The 18668-nt window shown below is 72.2% G+C and carries 11 protein-coding genes and 2 pseudogenes; 8 read left to right on the top strand and 5 right to left on the bottom strand.

Features of this window, described 5'->3' with window-relative positions:
• The first annotated feature begins 10 nt into the window (after positions 1–10).
• The 3 genes from ACWGJ5_RS19645 to ACWGJ5_RS19635 all read left to right on the top strand — a co-directional run bounded on the left by ACWGJ5_RS19645 (position 11) and on the right by ACWGJ5_RS19635 (position 4670).
• A complete protein-coding gene (locus tag ACWGJ5_RS19645) occupies positions 11–3058 on the top strand; it encodes an SUKH-4 family immunity protein (protein ID WP_453310929.1) in 3048 nt (1015 codons plus the stop codon).
• 118 nt (positions 3059–3176) lie between these two features.
• Positions 3177–3686, top strand: coding sequence for an EthD family reductase (locus ACWGJ5_RS19640; RefSeq protein ID WP_453310928.1), 510 nt, complete (start codon positions 3177–3179; stop codon positions 3684–3686).
• A gap of 96 nt (positions 3687–3782) precedes the next feature.
• Positions 3783–4670 carry a cellulose-binding protein gene (locus ACWGJ5_RS19635; protein WP_453310927.1) on the top strand — a complete coding sequence of 296 codons (888 nt, stop codon included), beginning with the start codon at positions 3783–3785 and terminating at the stop codon, positions 4668–4670.
• Between the two features lie 273 nt (positions 4671–4943).
• Here the strand turns inward: ACWGJ5_RS19635 and ACWGJ5_RS19630 are convergent, their stop codons facing one another.
• The 3 genes and pseudogenes from ACWGJ5_RS19630 to ACWGJ5_RS19620 all read right to left on the bottom strand — a co-directional run.
• A complete protein-coding gene (locus ACWGJ5_RS19630; RefSeq protein WP_453310926.1) occupies positions 4944–6590 on the bottom strand; it encodes a sodium/solute symporter in 1647 nt (548 codons plus the stop codon).
• Complete coding sequence (locus ACWGJ5_RS19625) at positions 6587–7099, bottom strand: DUF485 domain-containing protein (protein ID WP_453311055.1); 513 nt, start codon at positions 7097–7099, stop codon at positions 6587–6589. Before ACWGJ5_RS19625 ends, ACWGJ5_RS19630 begins: the two co-directional genes overlap by 4 nt.
• Positions 7100–7387: 288 nt before the next feature.
• Positions 7388–7916 (bottom strand): annotated as a pseudogene (locus ACWGJ5_RS19620) (MFS transporter); the annotation flags it as partial.
• Between the two features lie 505 nt (positions 7917–8421).
• On the opposite strand from ACWGJ5_RS19620, the gene ACWGJ5_RS19615 reads away from it, so the two are divergent.
• From ACWGJ5_RS19615 to ACWGJ5_RS19595, 5 genes and pseudogenes are all read left to right on the top strand, one after another.
• Positions 8422–9210 carry an ABC transporter ATP-binding protein gene (locus ACWGJ5_RS19615; protein ID WP_453310925.1) on the top strand — a complete coding sequence of 263 codons (789 nt, stop codon included), beginning with the start codon at positions 8422–8424 and terminating at the stop codon, positions 9208–9210.
• Complete coding sequence (locus tag ACWGJ5_RS19610) at positions 9207–11789, top strand: ABC transporter permease (protein ID WP_453310924.1); 2583 nt, start codon at positions 9207–9209, stop codon at positions 11787–11789. Before ACWGJ5_RS19615 ends, ACWGJ5_RS19610 begins: the two co-directional genes overlap by 4 nt.
• Positions 11790–12040: 251 nt before the next feature.
• The gene (gene mfd, locus ACWGJ5_RS19605; RefSeq protein ID WP_453310923.1) at positions 12041–15574 is read left to right on the top strand and encodes a transcription-repair coupling factor; all 3534 of its coding nucleotides are present in this window, start codon (positions 12041–12043) and stop codon (positions 15572–15574) included.
• A gap of 220 nt (positions 15575–15794) precedes the next feature.
• Positions 15795–16520, top strand: coding sequence for an HNH endonuclease family protein (locus ACWGJ5_RS19600; protein ID WP_453310922.1), 726 nt, complete (start codon positions 15795–15797; stop codon positions 16518–16520).
• 84 nt (positions 16521–16604) lie between these two features.
• A pseudogene (locus tag ACWGJ5_RS19595) lies at positions 16605–16872 on the top strand (N-acetyltransferase); the annotation flags it as partial.
• A 25-nt stretch (positions 16873–16897) separates the two neighbouring features.
• On the opposite strand, the gene ACWGJ5_RS19590 reads toward ACWGJ5_RS19595, so the two are convergent.
• Complete coding sequence (locus tag ACWGJ5_RS19590; protein WP_453310921.1) at positions 16898–17617, bottom strand: hypothetical protein; 720 nt, start codon at positions 17615–17617, stop codon at positions 16898–16900.
• Between the two features lie 243 nt (positions 17618–17860).
• Positions 17861–18535, bottom strand: coding sequence for a hypothetical protein (locus ACWGJ5_RS19585; RefSeq protein ID WP_453310920.1), 675 nt, complete (start codon positions 18533–18535; stop codon positions 17861–17863).
• Positions 18536–18668 lie beyond the last annotated feature (133 nt).

The raw sequence follows: 18668 nt of genomic DNA, 5'->3' as shown, positions 1-18668 counted from the left end.
GCTTCAGGCGATGGTGACCTACGCGCAGGCGCAGGAGCGCGCCGAGGAGTGGATCAACGGTGATGTGCCCGCGTACCAGCATCGTGAGGTGCGGGTGCGGGAGTTCGAGCTGGGTTTCGTCGTGTGGGGCGAGGACCGGGCGGAGGGTCCGCGTTCGGACGCGGGTGCGCAGCGGCTGGTGATCGCCCGGGACAGCGGGGAAGCGACGCTGTGGCCGGGGTTGCCGGTGGGTGAGGTGATCCGCCGGTACGAGGAGGAGTACGGCCGTGCGGACGAGCCGCAGGACGCGGTTCCGGCGCCGGCTGCCGCGCGGGTGGATCTGAATCAGACGTCGTTCCTGCTGACTCCTCCGGAGTGGTTGCAGGAGGCGGCGGACAAGCTGGGTATCGGGGAGCGGCGGCCGGGGGGCGAGGGCGGTTCGGGGGCCGGTGCCGGTTCCGGTGCTTCTGGGGGCGTGGGTGCCGGTGCGGGGTCGTCCGGCGTCGGTGGCGCGTTGTCCGGTGGGCTGGTTCCGGCGGAGACGCAGGCCGGGGTGCCGGCGGGTGCGTCCGGGGCGCCCGCTCCTGTGGGCATGCCTCCCGCGGATGTGCCGGTGGGGGCCACGCCCTGGGCGGGTACGGACACGAACGCGGACTCCGGTGAGGACGACCGTTCGGTGCCGTTGCCCGCGACGGTGTTCGCGCCGCCGTTGAGCGACTCCGACGAGGAGGCTCCGCGACCGCCGGTGAGTGCGCCGGATGCGAAGACGGCGTTGATGTCGGGGGGCAGCCAGTTGCCGCCGACGGCGGTCGCGCCGGCGCTCGAACCCTCGAACACGCCGGGCGGGCAGGGTTTCCCGCCGGGCGCGCCGGGTGGCCCGTCCGCCCCTGGTGGTGCGCTGGGTGCGCCTGGTGTGCCCGGGGCGCCCGCTGCTCCCGGTGCGCCGGGGGCCCCGCAGGGCAGTACGCCCCCGTCGCCGTACGGCTACCCGCAGCCGCCGGCGGGTCCCGGCGCTCCTGCGCAGGGAGCACCCGTGTACCCGCCTGCGCCCGGCACTCCGCTCGTGCCCCCCGCCGCTCCCGGTACCCCGGGCGTCCCGCAGGGCAGTACGCCTCCGCCGCCGCCCCCGGGCGCGCCGACCTACGGCTATCCGCAGGGTCCCGGCGTTCCGCAGGGCGCTCCGGGTTACGGCTACCCGCAGGCGCAGGCGCAGGCGCAGGCGCAGGCGCAGGCGCAGGCGCCGGGTGGTACGGCGGGTGCGCCGCAGCCTCCGGCCGACCCGGGTGCCTCGGCGCGGCGGCTCGCGCCGAACGCCGGGGACATCGCGGATGCCGCGACGAGCAAGGCCGCGCCGCCGCCGAAGAAGGCGCGCGGTGGTGTGGGTGCGCCGCCTCCGCCGCCGGGTGTCCCCGGTACACCGGGTGCGCGCCCGGGCAGTGCGACGACGCCTCCCGCGCCGGGTGCGCCCGGCGGTGGGTACGTGCCGACGCGGCTGGTGCCGGCGCTCGGGTCGGAGGGGCCCGGCGGTCCGGGTGGTGCGGACGGGGCTCAGGCGCCGGGCGCGCCGCAGCCTCCCGGCGCCCCCAATCCGCCTGCCACTCCTCCGGGCAACGTGCATCACGCGGCCACGGTGCTGGCCGACCCCAGCCAGCTGGGCGGGGGCGCGCCGCAGCCGCCGAGCGCTCCGGGGGTTCCGGGTATGCCGGGCGCGCAGGGTGTTCCGGGCGCCCCGGCCATGCCGTATCCGCCCGGCGCCCAAGCGGCTCCGGGCACCCCCGGCATGCCGTATCCGCCCGGCGCTCCCGCGGCTCCGGGTGCCCCGGGCATGCCTCCCGCGCCTGGCGCTCCACAGCCTCCGGGGGCCCCTGCCGGTCCCGGCACGCCTGGCGTGCCCGGTGGCGGGCGCGGGGCCGTGCACCACGCGGAGACCGTGCTGGCCGCGCCCCCGGTGGCCGGTCCGGGCGCACCTCCTCCGCCGCCCGCCCCCGGCGCACTCGGTGTGCCGGGCGCCCCTGGCATGCCGCCGGGTGCTCCGGGCGTCCCGCAGCCGATGCCGCCGGGCGCGCCCGGCCAGCCGCCGGCGTACGGGTATCCGCATCAGGCGCAGCCGACAGTGGGTCCCGGCTATCAGGCCGTGCTGCGCTATCGCGCGCAGGACGGTTCGGAGCAGCAGCTGATCCGGCGTTCGGCGCCGGGTACGCCGCACCCGGAGTGGCAGATCTTCCACGAGCTGCGGGCGATGAACGTGCCGCCGGACCAGGTGCTGGAGCTGCACACGGAGCTGGAGTCGTGCGAGCTGCCGGGTGCCTACTGCGCGCGGATGATGCGGGAGCAGTGGCCGCAGGCGCGGATCACAAGCATCGCGCCGTACGGCAAGGATCACGCGAGCCGACAGCAGGGCATGCAGCAACTGTTGGCGCACCAGGGCGAGTTGCACCAGGTGGCGGACGGTCCGGCGCGGCCCGCGCCGGTGCGGGCGCCGTTGCCGCCGGTGCAGGCGGCGCCGCCCGTCCCGCCGGAGGGCATCGGGCAGGAGCTGGCGGCGGCGTTCGGGCCGGGCGTCTTCCGGTTCGAGCAGCAGGCGGTGTCCCGGCAGGGTGTGCCGCCGATCGTGGCGCACACGCTGGTGGTGGCCGGTCTGCCGGTGGACATGGGCCCGTTCTTCTGGGCGCAGGCCCAGCCGGGCCGCCCGGTGCCGACGCTGGCGGAGCTGGCGGCCGAGCGCGGGGTGCAGCCGGCCTCGGACGCGGGCTCGTACCTCGTCATGGGCACCGACTTCGGCAAGGCGATCTGTGTGCAGTACGGCACGGCGAACATCGTGGCCGTGCCGGTCGAGGCGGGGCCGGGCGGGGCTCCGGTGCCGCCGCAGTTCGTGAACACCGGGCTGCCGGAGTTCGCGCGCTGCCTGGCGCTGCTGGGCCGGATGTGGCGCCTGCGGTTCGGGCTGAACCAGGAGCAGGCGGGCCGCTGGACCGTCGACTTCCAGGCGCAGCTGGCCGCCCTGGACCCGGCGGCCCTCGGTTCGCCGGAGACCTGGTGGTCGGTGCTGCTGGAACAGATGTGGGACGGCCTGCTGTAGGCACGCCGACCGGACCTCGGCGGATCGTGCCCTCCACGCACGCGTGGAGGGCACGACGGGCCGGTGGACTTCGAGCGCGGGACCGCCACGACGCCACGCGCGCGTCCGTGCGGACCCGGTGGACGAGTACCGGCTGCTGACCTTCCCGGTCGTGCCGGGGCAGGGCCGGCGGCTGTTCCCGGCCGGGGGTGAGCCGGCCGGGCCGGAGTGCATGTCGGCCGAACGGGTGGGCGCCGCGGTCCTCACGCGCCATGGGATGACGGCCCGTTTCCTCGCCCTGTACGAGGCCCCTGCCGACGCCCAGGCCTTCGACCGGCACTGCCGCGAGGTGCACATCCCGCTCGGCCGACGGCTGCCCGGTCTGCGCCGCCACACGGTCGGCCGGGGGGTGGCGCCGGTGCGCGGGGGTGCGCCGTACTACCTGGTCGCGACGCTGGAGTGGGACTCGGCGGCACAGCTGCGCGCGGCGTTCGCCTCGCCCGAGGGGCGCGCGACGGCGGCGGACACGGCGCGGCCGGCGGAGCCGGCGCCCGTCCACAGCATGATCATCACCCTTGAGGAGGACGTGCTGCAGCCGGCCCTGTTCGCCGTACCAATCGCGAAGTGCGGGCTTCGGAGCGGCACGTGACTGCGGAGTGTCGCGTTATGCATACTTACGTCCGATCCATCAAGATGTGCGCGAAATCATCCTGTCGTGTATGTCCGGTGGAGAGGGGTTCCCACGGTGAGCAGCGCATCGATGCCGCCGCACGGCTTCGTGACCGTCCGGGGGCGCGGCTACCGCCCCGGTCAGGTCGACGCGTACATGGAGGAGTTGTCGTACGACCGCGACGCCGCGTGGGAACGGGCCGCGCGGCTGACCGTGCTCGCCAAGGACATGGAGGCGGAGGCCGCGCGGATGCGCGAGGTCGTCGCCCAGCTCCCACCGCAGGATTACGAGTCGCTCGGGGAGGGCGCCCGGCGTCTGTTCCAGCTCGTGGCGGAGGAGGCGGAGGACCTCCGCGAGCGCACGCGGCGTGCAGCGCACGAGCACATCGCGCAGGCCGAAGCGCGCGCCGAGAGCGTACGCCGGGAGGCGCAGGAAGCGGCGGACGCACTCCGCGCGGAAGCCGACGAATGCGCCCACCGGCTTCTCCTCGCCGCGCGCACCGAGGCATACGACATCCGCGTCGGCACCCGGCGCGCAGTGAAGGAAGAGCGCTCGGAGGCGCTCACCGCGTTGCGCGAGGTACGGCAGCGCACCACCGGCATGCTCGCCGAGCGGTCCCGGGAGTACGCCGAGCAGTGGGCCGAGGTCGAGCGCGAGGAGGCCGAGCGGATCGCCGCACTGGACGCCCGGCACGCCGAGCGGGCGAGCCGGGCCGAGGCCGCACTGTCCGACGCCGAGCGGGCCCTCGGGGAGGCCGAGGAGTACGCGCGCCGCAGCCAGGAAGAGGCGCACGCGCGTGCCGCCGAGATCATCGCCGGCGCGCGCGTGCGCGAGGAACGCATCGCCCGGCAGACGGAACAGGTGCTGCGCGAGCACGGCGAGACCTGGGACGTCGTCCAGGCGACCATGGACGAGGTCCGCAGCAGCCTGATCTCCCTGACCGGCGGAGCCGCCCTGGACTAGCGCCGCCGCTTGGGCCTCCGACTCCGGCCGGCCGGCACGGAGTTCGAGCTTTCCGGCATCGCGCACCCGGAGTTGTGAGCCGGGGCCACACGCTCGGCTCGCGCACCCGCGGCGGCTGCGAGGTTCTCCGCTGGGTTCGCGCACCCGCGGCGGCTGCGAGGCTCCTGCTCGGTTCGCGCACCCGCGCCGACCGCGAGGCTCCCGTGCCCGACCGCGCGCCCTCCCGGTCCAGCCGGGCCCCGCGCCCACCCGCAAACCCCGCGGTGCCTCCGCTCAACTCCCTTTCCGTACCGCGCCCGCCAGGATCCACCCCTCCACCGCCTCGTACTGGTGCCGCTGTTGCTCCGCTTTGGTGCGGCCCGAGGCGATCGTGCCGAGCCAGCCGAAGAGGAAGCCGGCCGGGATGGAGACGATGCCGGTCGTGGTGAACGGGAACCAGTTGAAGTCGGCGTGCGGGAAGGCCGAGACCGGTGAGCCGGAGACCAGGTTGGTGCCCGGCATGAGCAGCAGCACGGTCAGCGTGCCCCCGATCAGCGTCGCCAGCAGCCCGCTGCGGGTGTAGCGGCGCCAGAACAGCCCGTACACCAGGGCGGGCGCTATGGCCGAGGCGCCCAGGCAGAAGGAGAGCGTCACCAGGGGCTGCAGGCTGTGGTGCTGCACCATCGTGGCGAGCAGGATCGTCGGCACGCCTATGGCGAGCGCCGAGACGCGGGCGAGGGCCATCTCGCGGGGGGCCGGCATCTCCTGCACGTGGGCCGCGAACACGTCGTGGGCGAGGGAGTTGGCGCAGGCGAGGATCATCCCGGCGACCGATGCGAGCAGCGTGAGGAAGATCGCCGTCGTCACCATGGTGAACAGGAAGGTCTCCGTCGTGGACACGTCCGCGCCGAACACTGCCCGCGAGCCCAGCAGATACGCGGTGTTGCCCTGCGGATCGGCCCCGGCGATCACGGCACGGCCGACCAGTGCCGTGGCGCCGAACCCGACCACCGTGATGACGAGTACGAACAGGGCGACGATCGACACCGCCCAGGACATCGAGCGGCGCACCTGGCGGGCGCTGGAGGCGGTGTACATGCGCATGGTGATGTGCGGCAGGCAGGCGCCGCCGAGCACCACCGTCAGCTCCGAGGCGATCATGTCGAGGCGTGACCTGCCCGATGTGCCGAACTGCAGCCCGGAGTGCAGGAAGGCCGGCCCGGCGCCGCTCTGCCGCGAGGCCGCGGCGAACAGCGCGCCCGGATCCCAGTCGAAGCGGCGCAGGATCAGCACGGCGACCACGGCGCCCGACCCGACCAGCATCACGATCTTCAGGATCTGGATGAGCGCGGTGCCCTTCATGCCGCCGATCGCCGCGTAGGCGATCATCAGGGCGCCCAGCCCGACGACGCACGCGGTCTTCAGCGACTCGCCGGTGAAGCCCAGGATGAACGCCATCAGCTGCCCGGTTCCGGCGAGCTGGACCAGCATCAGCGGCAGCAGCGCGGCGATCGTCACCGCGCAGGCCGTCATGCGCACGCACCGTCCGGGCAGCCGGCGGGCCAGCGCGTCGCCCATGGTGAACCGGCCCGCGTTGCGCAGCGGTTCGGCCAGCAGGAACATCAGCAGCATCAGCGACAGCGCGGTGCTCAGGGCTAGGACGACTCCGTCGTAGCCGCACAGGGCGATCACTCCGCCGGTGCCGAGGACGGTGGCCGCGGAGATGTAGTCCCCCGCGATGGCGAGGCCGTTGCGCAGCGGGGACAGGGAGCCGTAGCCGGTGTAGAACTCGTCGAGGTCGTCGCGGTCGGGGCCGGTCATCACGCACAGCAGCAGGGTCACCGTGGCGACGGTGGAGAAGGCGACCAGGGACATGGACTGGCCCGTGCCGCTGAAACCGGCGAAGCCCCCCACGGCCGGAGTGCCGGCGGCGGCGGTCATCGGGCGGCTCCTCGGCGTGCGTTCAATTCGGCCTCCTTGCGGATGCGGTCCGCGAGCGGATCGACGTGCCGACGCGCGGTGTGCTCGTACAGCGCGATCGCGAGCCAGGTGACCGGGAGTTGGATCAGGGCGAGCAGGAGACCGGCGGGGATGCCGTCGGCGACCGGGCGCGTCATCACGCCGGGCGCGGACGCGGACAGCACCAGGAACAGGGTGAAGTAGCCCAGCGCGGTGATCGTGGCCGTACGCCGCTGCCAGCGGTAGGCGCTGCGCAGCACCCGCAGGTCGCTGTGGTGGCCGAGGGGTTCATGGGTCGGCCGGCGGTCGGGGCGGGCCGGCTGCGGGGGTGGGGGCGGGGGTTGCCAGGGGTAGGTGAGGGAGGCGGGGGGTGGTGGGTCGTAGGGGAGTGGTGGGCCGTAGGCGGGGTGGGGCGGGTCGTACGGCCGGTGGGGCGGCTCGTAGGGCGGATGGGGCGGGGCGTACGACGGGCGTGGCGGGTCGTAGGACATCCCGGGGCTCCTTGCGTGGCTCGGGTCCGTGGCGGCGGACCGCAGGGAGGGTGGGGTGGAGCCACGCACGCTACTCGCGAGTTCGGGGCCGCGTGGGGGTTTCACCAAACTGGCCAGTCGGTATGCGCTTACTACGGCGAAACCCGCTCCGAGGTGGCGGGTTACCGACGTTAACCTGCGGCTCTCGCGGCAGGCGCCGGCGGGCGGGGTCACTCCTCGCGTACCGGGAACCGCCGCGGCGCGACGAGAAGCAGCACCAGGAAGGCGCGCGTGGGCGCCGTTTTCCGGTGTCTCCCGCCCGGGCTCGCGCAGATGACGGGCGATCAGCCACAGGGTGGCGGCGTCGATCGGCAGGTTGATCAGGAAGATCCAGCGCCAGTCGGCGTGCGCGGCGAGCACCCCGCCGGGGCCCCGGCCCCGCGACCGCCGACACCGTCCCCACCGTGGACAGCCTGGACCGGATCTTCGGCCGCTCGGCCGGCGGACACAGATCGGCGGCCGGAGTCTGCACGGTGCCCTGCAACGCCCCGCCGCCCAGCCCCTGCACGATCCGGGACGCGATCAGCGCCGCCATGTTCCAGGCGCCCGCGCACAGCAGCGAGCTCAGCAGGAACACGGCCGCGCCCGTCACCAGCACCGGCTTGCGGCCGATGGTGTCGGACGGCTTGCCGTGGACGGGGAGGGTGACGGTCACGGCGAGCAGATGGCCGGAGAAGAGCCGGGAGAAGACGGAGAACCCGCCGAGGTCGCCGGCGATCTGCGGTACGGCCGTGGAGACGATGGTGGCGTCGAGCGCGGCCAGTGCCGTCGCCGGCATCGGCGTGGCGACGACGGCACCCCGGTGCCGGGTGTCCTGCCCGGGGACCTCGCCACCGCGTATCGCGGGTGTCGTACCCCCACCGGATCCCCTCCCGTGCCCCTTGCACCTATTTCCGCTACGACAGCTTCCCCCGCGGCAGCCGGAACTTGACCCTGACGCGACGGGAGGGTGGAGGCTTTCCGCGCCGAAGGGTGGAGACGACCCCGAGGAGGGCTCCGCCCGGGGGTGGAGCACCCCTAGGGGTACCTCCGTACTACGGCTCGGGGAGGGTTCGTCCCGGCGGAGGACGAGAGGGGCGGGGCCCGGTCCTTAGCCTGGCTTTACGCCGCTGGGGGGCGGCAGACCACACCGGCGGGGTGGGGTTTTCCCCCGGGAAAGAGGGGGCTTCGCACCAGCGCGCGAGGGCCCCGCCGACCGCGAGACTCGACGACGTACCCAGGACGACGCCCCGGCAAGCCGGGGCACCACTCACCGATTTGCCGACCGACATAGGAGACATACCGTGACATCGGCTGTGACCATTCCCAGGCACGGGGGCACTGGAGGGCGTACGGCCGTTGCCGCGCGGGCGCGGCAGGTCGTGAAGGCGTACGGGGCCGGCGAGACCCGTGTCGTCGCCCTCGACCACGTGGACGTGGACATCGCGCGGGGCCAGTTCACCGCCATCATGGGCCCCTCGGGGTCCGGCAAGTCCACGCTCATGCACTGCCTCGCCGGGCTCGACACCGTCACCAGCGGCAAGATCTACCTGGACGAGACCGAGATCACCGGCCTGAAGGACAAGAAGCTCACCCAACTGCGCCGGGACCGGATCGGCTTCATCTTCCAGGCGTTCAACCTGCTGCCGACGCTGAACGCCCTCGAGAACATCACGCTGCCCATGGACATCGCCGGGCGCAAGCCGGACAAGGCCTGGCTGGACCGCGTGGTGGAGACCGTCGGGCTCGCCGGACGGCTCAAGCACCGGCCTACCCAGCTCTCCGGCGGCCAGCAGCAGCGCGTCGCCGTGGCCCGCGCCCTCGCCGCCCGCCCGGAGATCATCTTCGGGGACGAGCCGACCGGAAACCTCGACTCGCGCGCCGGCGCAGAAGTCCTGGGCTTCCTGCGCCGGTCGGTGGACGAACTCGGCCAGACCATCGTGATGGTCACCCACGACCCCGTCGCCGCGTCCTACGCCGACCGCGTGCTGTACCTCGCCGACGGCCGGATCGTCGACGAGATGTACCAGCCGACGGCCGATCAGGTCCTGGACCGCATGAAGGACTTCGACGCCCGGGGGCGCACGTCATGACCGTCCTGAAGACCTCCATGCGCAACTTCTTCGCGCACAAGGGCCGGATGGCGCTGTCGGCGATCGCGGTCCTGCTGTCGGTGGCGTTCGTGTGCGGCACGCTGGTGTTCACCGACACGATGAACACGACCTTCGACAAACTCTTCCAGGCCACGTCCTCGGACGTGACGGTCAGCGCCAAGGGTTCCTCCGACACCGGTGAGACCACCTCCCGCACCGGCAAGCCGCCGGTCATGCCGGCCTCCGTCGTCGGCAAGGTCCGGCAGGCCCACGGCGTGCGGAAGGCCGAGGGCACGGTGTTCTCCACCTCGGTCACCGTCATCGACGCCAAGAAGGACAAGCTCTCGCCGAGCAGCGGCGCGCCGACCATAGTCGGCAGCTGGAACGGCAACGACGCCCGCACCATGAAGATCACCTCCGGTGCGGCGCCCAAGAGCCCGGACCAGGTCATGGTCGACGAGGACACCGCCGCCAAGCACGACCTGAAGCTCGGCGACGACATCGGCATGATCTCGGTCGTCGGCACCCACCACGCGCGCGTGTCCGGCATCGCCGCCTTCAAGGTCACCAACCCCGGCGCGGCGATCTTCTACCTGGACACCAGGACCGCCCAGCAGACGCTGGTAGGCCGGACGGGTGTGTACACCAACGTCAACGTCACCGCCGCCCAGGGCGTGACGAACGACCAGCTGAAGAAGAACGTCACGGCCGCCCTCGGCCACGGCTACAAGGTGCAGACCGCCAAGGAGGTCGCCGACGCCAACCAGAAGAGCGTCGAGAGCTTCCTGAAAGTCATGAAGTACGCGATGCTCGGCTTCGCCGGGATCGCCTTCCTCGTCGGCATCTTCCTGATCATCAACACCTTCTCCATGCTGGTCGCCCAGCGCACCCGCGAGATCGGCCTGATGCGCGCCATCGGCTCCTCCCGCAAGCAGGTCAACCGGTCCGTGCTGATCGAGGCGCTGCTGCTCGGCGTGATCGGTTCCGTGCTCGGGGTCGGCGCGGGCGTCGGCATCGCGGTCGGCCTGATGAAGCTCATGGGCACGATGGGCATGCATCTGTCCACCGACGACCTGACCGTCGCCTGGACCACCCCGGTGGTCGGCCTGCTCCTCGGCGTCGTGGTCACCGTCCTGGCCGCCTACCTGCCGGCGAGGCGCGCCGGCAAGGTCTCCCCGATGGCCGCCCTGCGCGACGCCGGCGCCCCGGCCGACGCCAAGGCCGGCACCGTCCGCGCGGTGATCGGGCTGCTGCTCACCGCCGCCGGCGGCTGGAGCCTGTACGTCGCCGCGAGCGCCGACAAGGCCAAGGCCGGGTCGGGCTGGCTGGGCCTGGGCGTGGTCGCCACGCTGATCGGCTTCGTCGTCATCGGCCCGCTGCTGGCCGCCGGACTGGTCCGGATCCTCGGCGCGGTCATGCTGCGGATGTTCGGTCCCGTGGGCCGGATGGCCGAGCGCAACGCGCTGCGCAACCCGCGCCGCACCGGCGCCACCGGCGCGGCCCTCATGATCGGCCTGGCCCTGGTGGCCTGCCTGTCGGTGGTCGGCTCCTCCATGGTGGCCTCCGCCACCGACCAGCTCGACAAGACCGTCGGTACGGACTTCATCATCCAGGGCGACAACGGCCAGCGCATCAACCCGCAGGCCGTCAAGGTCATCAAGAACACCCCGGACCTCGCGCGGGTCACCGAGTACCGGACGACCGTGGCCGACTACACCACCCCCGACGGGCAGACGCTCAAGGACACCGACATCACGGCGGCCGACCCGACGTACGCGACCGACCTGCGCAAGAAGACCGTCGCCGGGAACCTCAAGGACGCCTACCTGCCCGACTCGATGTCCGTCCACGAGAAGTTCGCCAAGGCCCACGGCATCCACCTCGGCTCGAAGATCACCGTCGCGTTCCGGGACGGCGCCACCGCCCACCTGACGGTCCGCGCGATCACCAGCAGCGACGACGTGATCGACCAGGGCGCCAAGTACACCTCCATCGCCACGCTCGCCAAGTACGTCCCCGCCGACAGGATGCCGCTGGACGAGCTGGTCTTCGCCAGCGCCAAGGAAGGTCGGCAGGCAGCCGCCTACAAGGCGCTGAAGGCGGCCCTGCACGACGACTACCCGCAGTACACCGTGCGCGACCAGACCGACTACAAGAAGGCGCTGAAGGACCAGATCGGCCAGCTGCTGAACATGATCTACGGCCTGCTGGCCCTGGCGATCATCGTCGCGGTCCTGGGTGTGGTGAACACCCTGGCCCTGTCGGTGGTCGAGCGGACCCGGGAGATCGGCCTCATGCGGGCCATCGGCCTCTCGCGCCGCCAGCTGCGCCGCATGATCCGCCTGGAGTCCGTGGTGATCGCCGTCTTCGGCGCCCTGCTCGGCCTCGGCCTGGGCATGGGCTGGGGAGCGACCGCCCAGAAGCTCCTCGCCCTCCAGGGCCTGAAGATCCTCGAGATCCCCTGGCCGACGATCACCGCCGTCTTCATCGGCTCGGCCTTCGTGGGCCTGTTCGCCGCGCTGATCCCGGCGTTCCGGGCGGGCCGCATGAACGTCCTGAACGCCATCGCGACGGAGTAGCCGCACAGGCTGGACCGACGCCACGACCACCGCACACGGGGGTTGCGGGGGAAAGACCCGGTGCCGGGGAGTCTTCGGACTGCCCGGCACCGGGTTCTTCTGTCGTCGACCGGGTGCTTCTGCCGTCAGGGGAAACAGGGGTTGTCCACAGGCCCCGGCGCCAACCCCGGCGGAGTCGTACGCTGGACACCCCCGGCCGTCACACGCGTCGGGTTATTCGCGTTGCCCACCACCGGACGGAAAGCCCCTCCATGAGCCTGCACGGTCTGCTCGACGCCGTCGTCAAGGACCCCGCCCTCGCGGAAGCGATCAAGGCGGCCGCGGACGGCAACCGCATGCACGTCGACCTCGTCGGCCCCCCGGCGGCCCGCCCCTTCACGGTCGCCGCCCTCGCCCGCGAGGCGGGCCGCCCGGTGCTCGCGGTCACGGCCACGGGCCGCGAGGCCGAGGACCTGGCGGCAGCCCTGCGCTCCCTGCTGCCCGCCGAGGGCGTCGTGGAGTACCCCTCCTGGGAGACCCTTCCGCACGAGCGGCTCAGCCCGCGCAGCGACACCGTCGGCCGCCGCCTCGCCGTCCTGCGGCGCCTGGCCCACCCCAGCACGGACGACCCCGAGACCGGCCCGGTCTCCGTCGTCGTCGCACCCGTGCGCTCCGTGCTGCAGCCGCAGGTCAAGGGCCTCGGCGACCTGGAGCCGGTGTCGCTGAAGACAGGCCGGACCGCCGATCTGAACGAGGTGGTGGAAGCCCTCGCGGCCGCCGCCTACGCGCGCGTGGAGCTCGTCGAGAAGCGCGGCGAGTTCGCCGTGCGCGGCGGCATCCTGGACGTCTTCCCGCCCACCGAGGAACACCCGCTGCGCGTGGAGTTCTGGGGCGACGACGTCGAGGAGATCCGCTACTTCAAGGTCGCCGACCAGCGCTCCCTCGAGGTCGCCGAGCACGGCCTGTGGGCACCGCCGTGCCGCGAGCTGCTGCTCACCGACGACGTACGCGCACGCGCGCGTGCCCTCGCCGAGGAACACCCGGAGCTGGGCGAACTCCTGAACAAGATCGCCGAGGGCATCGCGGTCGAGGGCATGGAGTCCCTCGCCCCCGTCCTGGTGGACGACATGGAGCTGCTGCTCGACGTCCTGCCCAAGGGCGCGATGGCCGTGGTCTGCGACCCCGAGCGGGTACGCACGCGTGCCGCCGACCTCGTGGCCACCTCCCAGGAGTTCCTGCAGGCCTCCTGGGCGGCAACCGCCGGCGGCGGCGAGGCCCCGATCGACGTCGGCGCCGCCTCCCTGTGGTCCATCGCAGACGTCCGCGACCGCGCGCGCGAGCTGGACATGATGTGGTGGTCGGTGTCCCCGTTCGCCGCCGACGAGGAACTGGACGCGGACACCCTCAAGCTCGGCATGCACGCGCCCGAGACCTACCGCGGCGACACCGCGCGGGCCCTCGCCGACACCAAGGGCTGGCTCGCCGACGCCTGGCGCGCGGTGTTCGTCACCGAGGGCCACGGCCCGGCCGCCCGTACGGTCGAGGTGCTCGGCAACGAGGGCATCGCCGCCCGCATGGACGCCGACCTCGGCGAGCTGAGCCCGTCGGTGGTGCACGTCTCCTGCGGCTCCATCGAGTACGGCTTCGTGGACGCGGCACTGAAACTGGCCGTGCTCACCGAGACCGACCTGTCCGGCCAGCGCGCGACCGGCCGCGAGGGCGCCCGGATGCCGGCCCGCCGCCGCAAGACCATCGACCCGCTCACCCTGGAGTCGGGCGACTACATCGTCCACGAACAGCACGGCGTCGGCCGCTACATCGAGATGGTGCAGCGCACGGTGCAGGGCGCCACCCGCGAGTACCTGGTGGTGGAGTACGCGCCCGCCAAGCGCGGCCAGCCCGGCGACCGCCTCTACATCCCCACCGACCAGCTGGAGCAGATCACCAAGTACGTCGGCGGCGAGGCACCCACCCTGCACCGCCTGGGCGGCGCCGACTGGACGAAGACCAAGGCACGCGCGAAGAAGGCGGTCAAGGAGATCGCCGCCGACCTGATCAAGCTCTACAGCGCCCGCATGGCCGCCCCCGGACACTCCTTCGGCACCGACACGCCCTGGCAGCGCGAGCTGGAGGACGCCTTTCCCTACGCCGAGACCCCGGACCAGCTCACCACCATCGCCGAGGTCAAGGAGGACATGGAGAAGACCGTCCCCATGGACCGCCTGATCTGCGGCGACGTCGGCTACGGCAAGACCGAGATCGCGGTACGCGCCGCCTTCAAGGCCGTACAGGACGGGAAGCAGGTCGCGGTCCTGGTGCCGACGACCCTGCTGGTGCAGCAGCACTTCGGGACGTTCTCCGAGCGGTACGCGCAGTTCCCGGTGAGCGTGAAGGCACTCTCCCGCTTCCAGACCGACACCGAGGCCAAGGCCGTCCTGGAGGGACTGAAGGAGGGCGCGGTGGACGTCGTGATCGGCACCCACAGGCTGTTCTCCTCCGAGACCAGGTTCAAGGACCTGGGCCTGGTCATCGTCGACGAGGAGCAGCGCTTCGGCGTCGAGCACAAGGAGCAGCTGAAGAAGCTCCGCGCGAACGTCGACGTGCTGACCATGTCCGCGACCCCGATCCCCCGGACCCTCGAGATGGCCGTGACCGGCATCCGCGAGATGTCCACGATCACCACGCCCCCCGAGGAGCGCCACCCGGTGCTCACCTTCGTCGGCCCGTACGAGGAGAGGCAGATCGGCGCGGCCATCCGCCGCGAACTGCTGCGCGAGGGCCAGGTCTTCTACATCCACAACCGGGTCGAGTCCATCGACCGCGCGGCGGCGCGCCTGCGCGAGATCGTCCCCGAGGCACGCATCGCCACGGCCCACGGCCAGATGTCGGAGTCGGCGTTGGAGCAGGTCGTCGTCGACTTCTGGGAGAAGAAGTTCGACGTGCTCGTCTCGACCACGATCGTCGAGTCCGGCATCGACATCTCCAACGCCAACACGCTCATCGTGGAACGCGGCGACACCTTCGGCCTGTCCCAGCTGCACCAGCTGCGCGGCCGGGTCGGCCGCGGCCGCGAGCGCGGTTACTCCTACTTCCTCTACCCGCCGGAGAAGCCTCTGACGGAGACCGCGCACGAACGCCTGGCCACCATCGCCCAGCACACCGAGATGGGTGCGGGCATGTACGTGGCGATGAAGGACCTGGAGATCCGCGGCGCCGGCAACCTGCTCGGCGGCGAGCAGTCCGGGCACATCGCGGGCGTCGGCTTCGACCTGTACGTCCGCATGGTCGGCGAGGCGGTCGCCGACTACCGGCGCCAGCTGGAGACCGGCGGGATCGAGGAGGAGGCGCCGCTCGAGGTCAAGATCGAGCTGCCCGTCGACGCGCACGTCCCGCACGACTACGCGCCCGGCGAGCGGCTGCGCCTGCAGGCCTACCGCGCCATCGCCTCCGCCAACTCCGAGGAGGACATCAAGGCCGTCCGCGAGGAACTCACCGACCGATACGGCAAGCTGCCCGAACCGGTGGAGAACCTGCTGCTGGTGGCCGGGCTGCGCATGCTCGCGCGCGCGTGCGGCGTCGGCGAGATCGTCCTGCAGGGCACCAACATCCGCTTCGCGCCGGTGGAGTTGCGCGAGTCGCAGGAACTGCGGGTCAAGCGCCTGTACCCGGGCACGGTCATCAAGCCGGCCGTGCACCAGGTGCTGGTCCCGCGCCCGAAGACCGCGAAGGTCGGCGGCAAGCCGCTGGTCGGCCGTGAACTGCTGGGCTGGGTCGGGGAGTTCCTCGCCTCGATCCTGGGGTCGTAGGAGCCGGAAGACTCCCCGGCGGCCCGTTGTGAGCGGGCGCACGCGCGCGCCGGCCGTGCTCCCCCCGTACGGCACCGCCATGCCCCAACTCGACCACCGGTCGCCCGAAAACGACGCTTTGGTCCCCATCTGAAGTGGGCTTGGCGGCGGTTACCGTAAGGGACGGAACGATTCCGCCCGTGTCCGACGGGCGGATCCGGGCGAGTGAGGGGGACGCACCGTGGCGCGTCTGAGGGGTGGGGCGGTCGCCGCCGTGGCGGTGCTGGTCGCCGTGGCCGGCTGCAAGTCCGGGCAGGACAAGGGCACCTCCGGTGCCGGTGCCGGTGCCGGGGGCGGGGGCAACGGCGCGGTCCTGGCCGCCGTCGACACACTGGCCGTCAAGGGCCGGGCGCCGAAGACCGGTTACTCGCGGATCCGCTTCGGTACCGCATGGGCGGACACCGACGCCAACTCCTGCGACACCCGCGACGACATACTCAAACGTGACCTGAAGGACGTGAAGTTCACCGGCGGCACCTGCAAGGTCTCCTACGGTCTGCTCGAGCCCGACCCCTACTCCGGCAAGGACATCACCTACCGGCGCGGCCGCAGCCAGGTCGACATCGACCACGTCGTCCCCCTCTCCGACGCCTGGCAGAAGGGCGCCAAGTACTGGGACGCGAGCAAGCGCATAGCCCTGGCCAACGACCCCCTCAACCTCATCGCGGTCGACGCGAGCACCAACCGCGGCAAGGGCGACGGCGACGCCGCCACCTGGCTCCCGCCCAACAGCAAGTACCGCTGCACCTATGTGGCCGCCCAGGTCGCCGTGAAGAAGAAGTACGGCCTGTGGGTCACCGCCGCCGAGAAGGCCGCCATGAAGAAGGTCCTCGACGGCTGCCCCGCCCAGAAACTCCCCACGGGCGGCAACCCCACCAAGGCACCGGAACGTTTCCGCGCCCGCTGAGCCGCGCCGGCCCGGGGGGCGTAAACCGGCCCAGGAGCTTAAAGCCGCACGCGCCGCACCCGACCCGCTGACCGGCGAAACCGTTACGCGGGCCGGTTCCGCGCCGACGGCCTGCCCGAGGACCCGTGGCTGCGCGTCCACGGGCGCGCCGGAGCCACCATCGACTCCATCGCGCCGGCCTCCATGACCGTGGGCGCCTCGCTGGAGGAGTGGCGCCGCCGGACCGGCCCGCCGTTCGACACCGCGGCCGACGGGCGAGGTGCCCGGCGCACTGGTCCCGGTCCGCTGCGAACCGGAGCGGGGTTGCGCCGTCTACGCCGAGCCCAACGTGTGGATACGGCACCCGCTGTGAGCGGGTGCCGTATCCACTCCCCCGGTCAGGCGGTCTTCAGGCCCTTCAGGCCGCCCAGGATCCGCGTCGTCACCTTCTTCGCGGTGGCGGCTCCGTTGTCCGTGCCCGCCGTGGACAGCACGGTGATCACGGAATTGCCGGAACGAGTCGCGATGAGGGTGGAGCCGTTCTGCCACGCACCGCTCGTCAGCGTCATCGTGTAGGCCTCGTCCCCGAGCCCGGCCGTGGACGTGCCCGCGAGCTTCACCTTGGCGTGCGCGTCGGTGTCCGTGAAGCCGGCGCACTCACCGGTGACGGTCTGCAGCTGCTTCATCACCGTGTTCGCGGTGGTGCCCTGGAACGCGTCGATCTCCTGCGCCACTTCCTCGGTCCTGTCGTGGTTGACGTAGTCGTTCTGCGCGAACGACACGCCTCCCTTGAAGCCGGTCACCTGTATCCAGGACGTGCTCTCCAGCTTGGCGCAGTCCGGCTTCGCGGTACTCCGGTCGACGGGGGAGAGGAACTGGCCGCCGCTGTCGGAGGCGCCGTCGGCCTCGGGGGCGAACCCGGAGGGGAAGACCGACGCCGGAGCCAGCGCCTTCTTCAGCTGCGTACCGGTGGCGAGACCGGCGTTCAGGTCCTTCGCCTTGGCCGGCTTGGCGCCGGTGCCCCCGTTGTCGGACGAGGAACCGGACGAACAGGCGGTGAGGGCCAGCGGGAGCGCCGCGACGGCGAGGAGCGTGGCGACACGGGGGGTGAGGCGCATGACAGTCCTTCAGGAGAGCCGGGTGTTACGGGGATGTGTGTACGGCGAGCCGGACGGCAAGTCGTACGGCGTCCGGACCGGTCCGGCTGCACCGGGTCGGGCCCGGGCAGCCGGAGCCGGTGGGACAGGTGCGGTGCGGTGCGCGTGTGCGCGGTTGGGGGGCGCGGGTGCGGTGCGCGGTTGGCGAGCGGCGTGCGGTGAGCGGCGGTGGGGCGGGCCGGGTCAGGCCGAGGACGGGCCGGATCAGGCCGCCTTCTTCCAGCCGCCGCAGCCGTTGGTCTTGAAGTAGGCGTCGCTCGGGCTGATGGTGACGACGGCCGTGCCGGTCACGTTGTCGTTGGCGATGACCGAGTTCAGCCCGTGCGCGGCGTCCTTGGTGCGCTCCCAGTAGCAGTTGTCGTCGGCCGTGTTCCCGGTCGACCGGTAGGTGCCCGGCGCGATGTCGGTGCCGACCTTGAACATGCCGCCGTCGCCGTCCATCGAGGAGCCGGGCGTGCCCTTCGCCTTGGGGTCGACGGCCTCCCAGTCCTTGCAGCCGGTGGACTTGAAGATCTTGTCGGTGGACTTGATGGTCACGTAACTCGTGCCGGTGACATTGTCGTTGGCGAGCAGCGACTCCGTCTCGCCCTTGGCGTCCTTGGCACGCTCCCAGTAGCACATGTCGTCGGTGTTGCCGGTCGTGCGGTAGGTGCCCGGCTTCACATCCGAGCCGACCTGGTACTCGCCGTCACCGGCGATGGCGGCGGCCTTCTTCTTGTCCTTGGCGCCGCCGGGCGTGTGCTCGGCGGAGGCGGAAGAGCCCTTGCCGCTGCCGCCGGAACCGCCGTCCTTGCCGCTGCTGCCGGCGTTCGCCGACACGGCACCGATGACGACGACCCCCACGACGGCGCCCAGCGCGACCTTGGCCTTCATGCCCATGGCGAATCCCTCCCCAAAGCGGCGGCCTCCCCCTCCGGTGGCCGCTCGTTCGCTGGGTCAATGAGAGCAGAGCCTGTGAACCGAGTCAACACGATTCACAGACATGCGCGAGTACACGGCGTGAATGCACGGA

Source organism: Streptomyces sp. NPDC054783, assembly GCF_053611725.1.
Note: the sequence above shows the minus strand (reverse complement) of the source record. Positions and strands in the feature narration are given on the sequence as shown.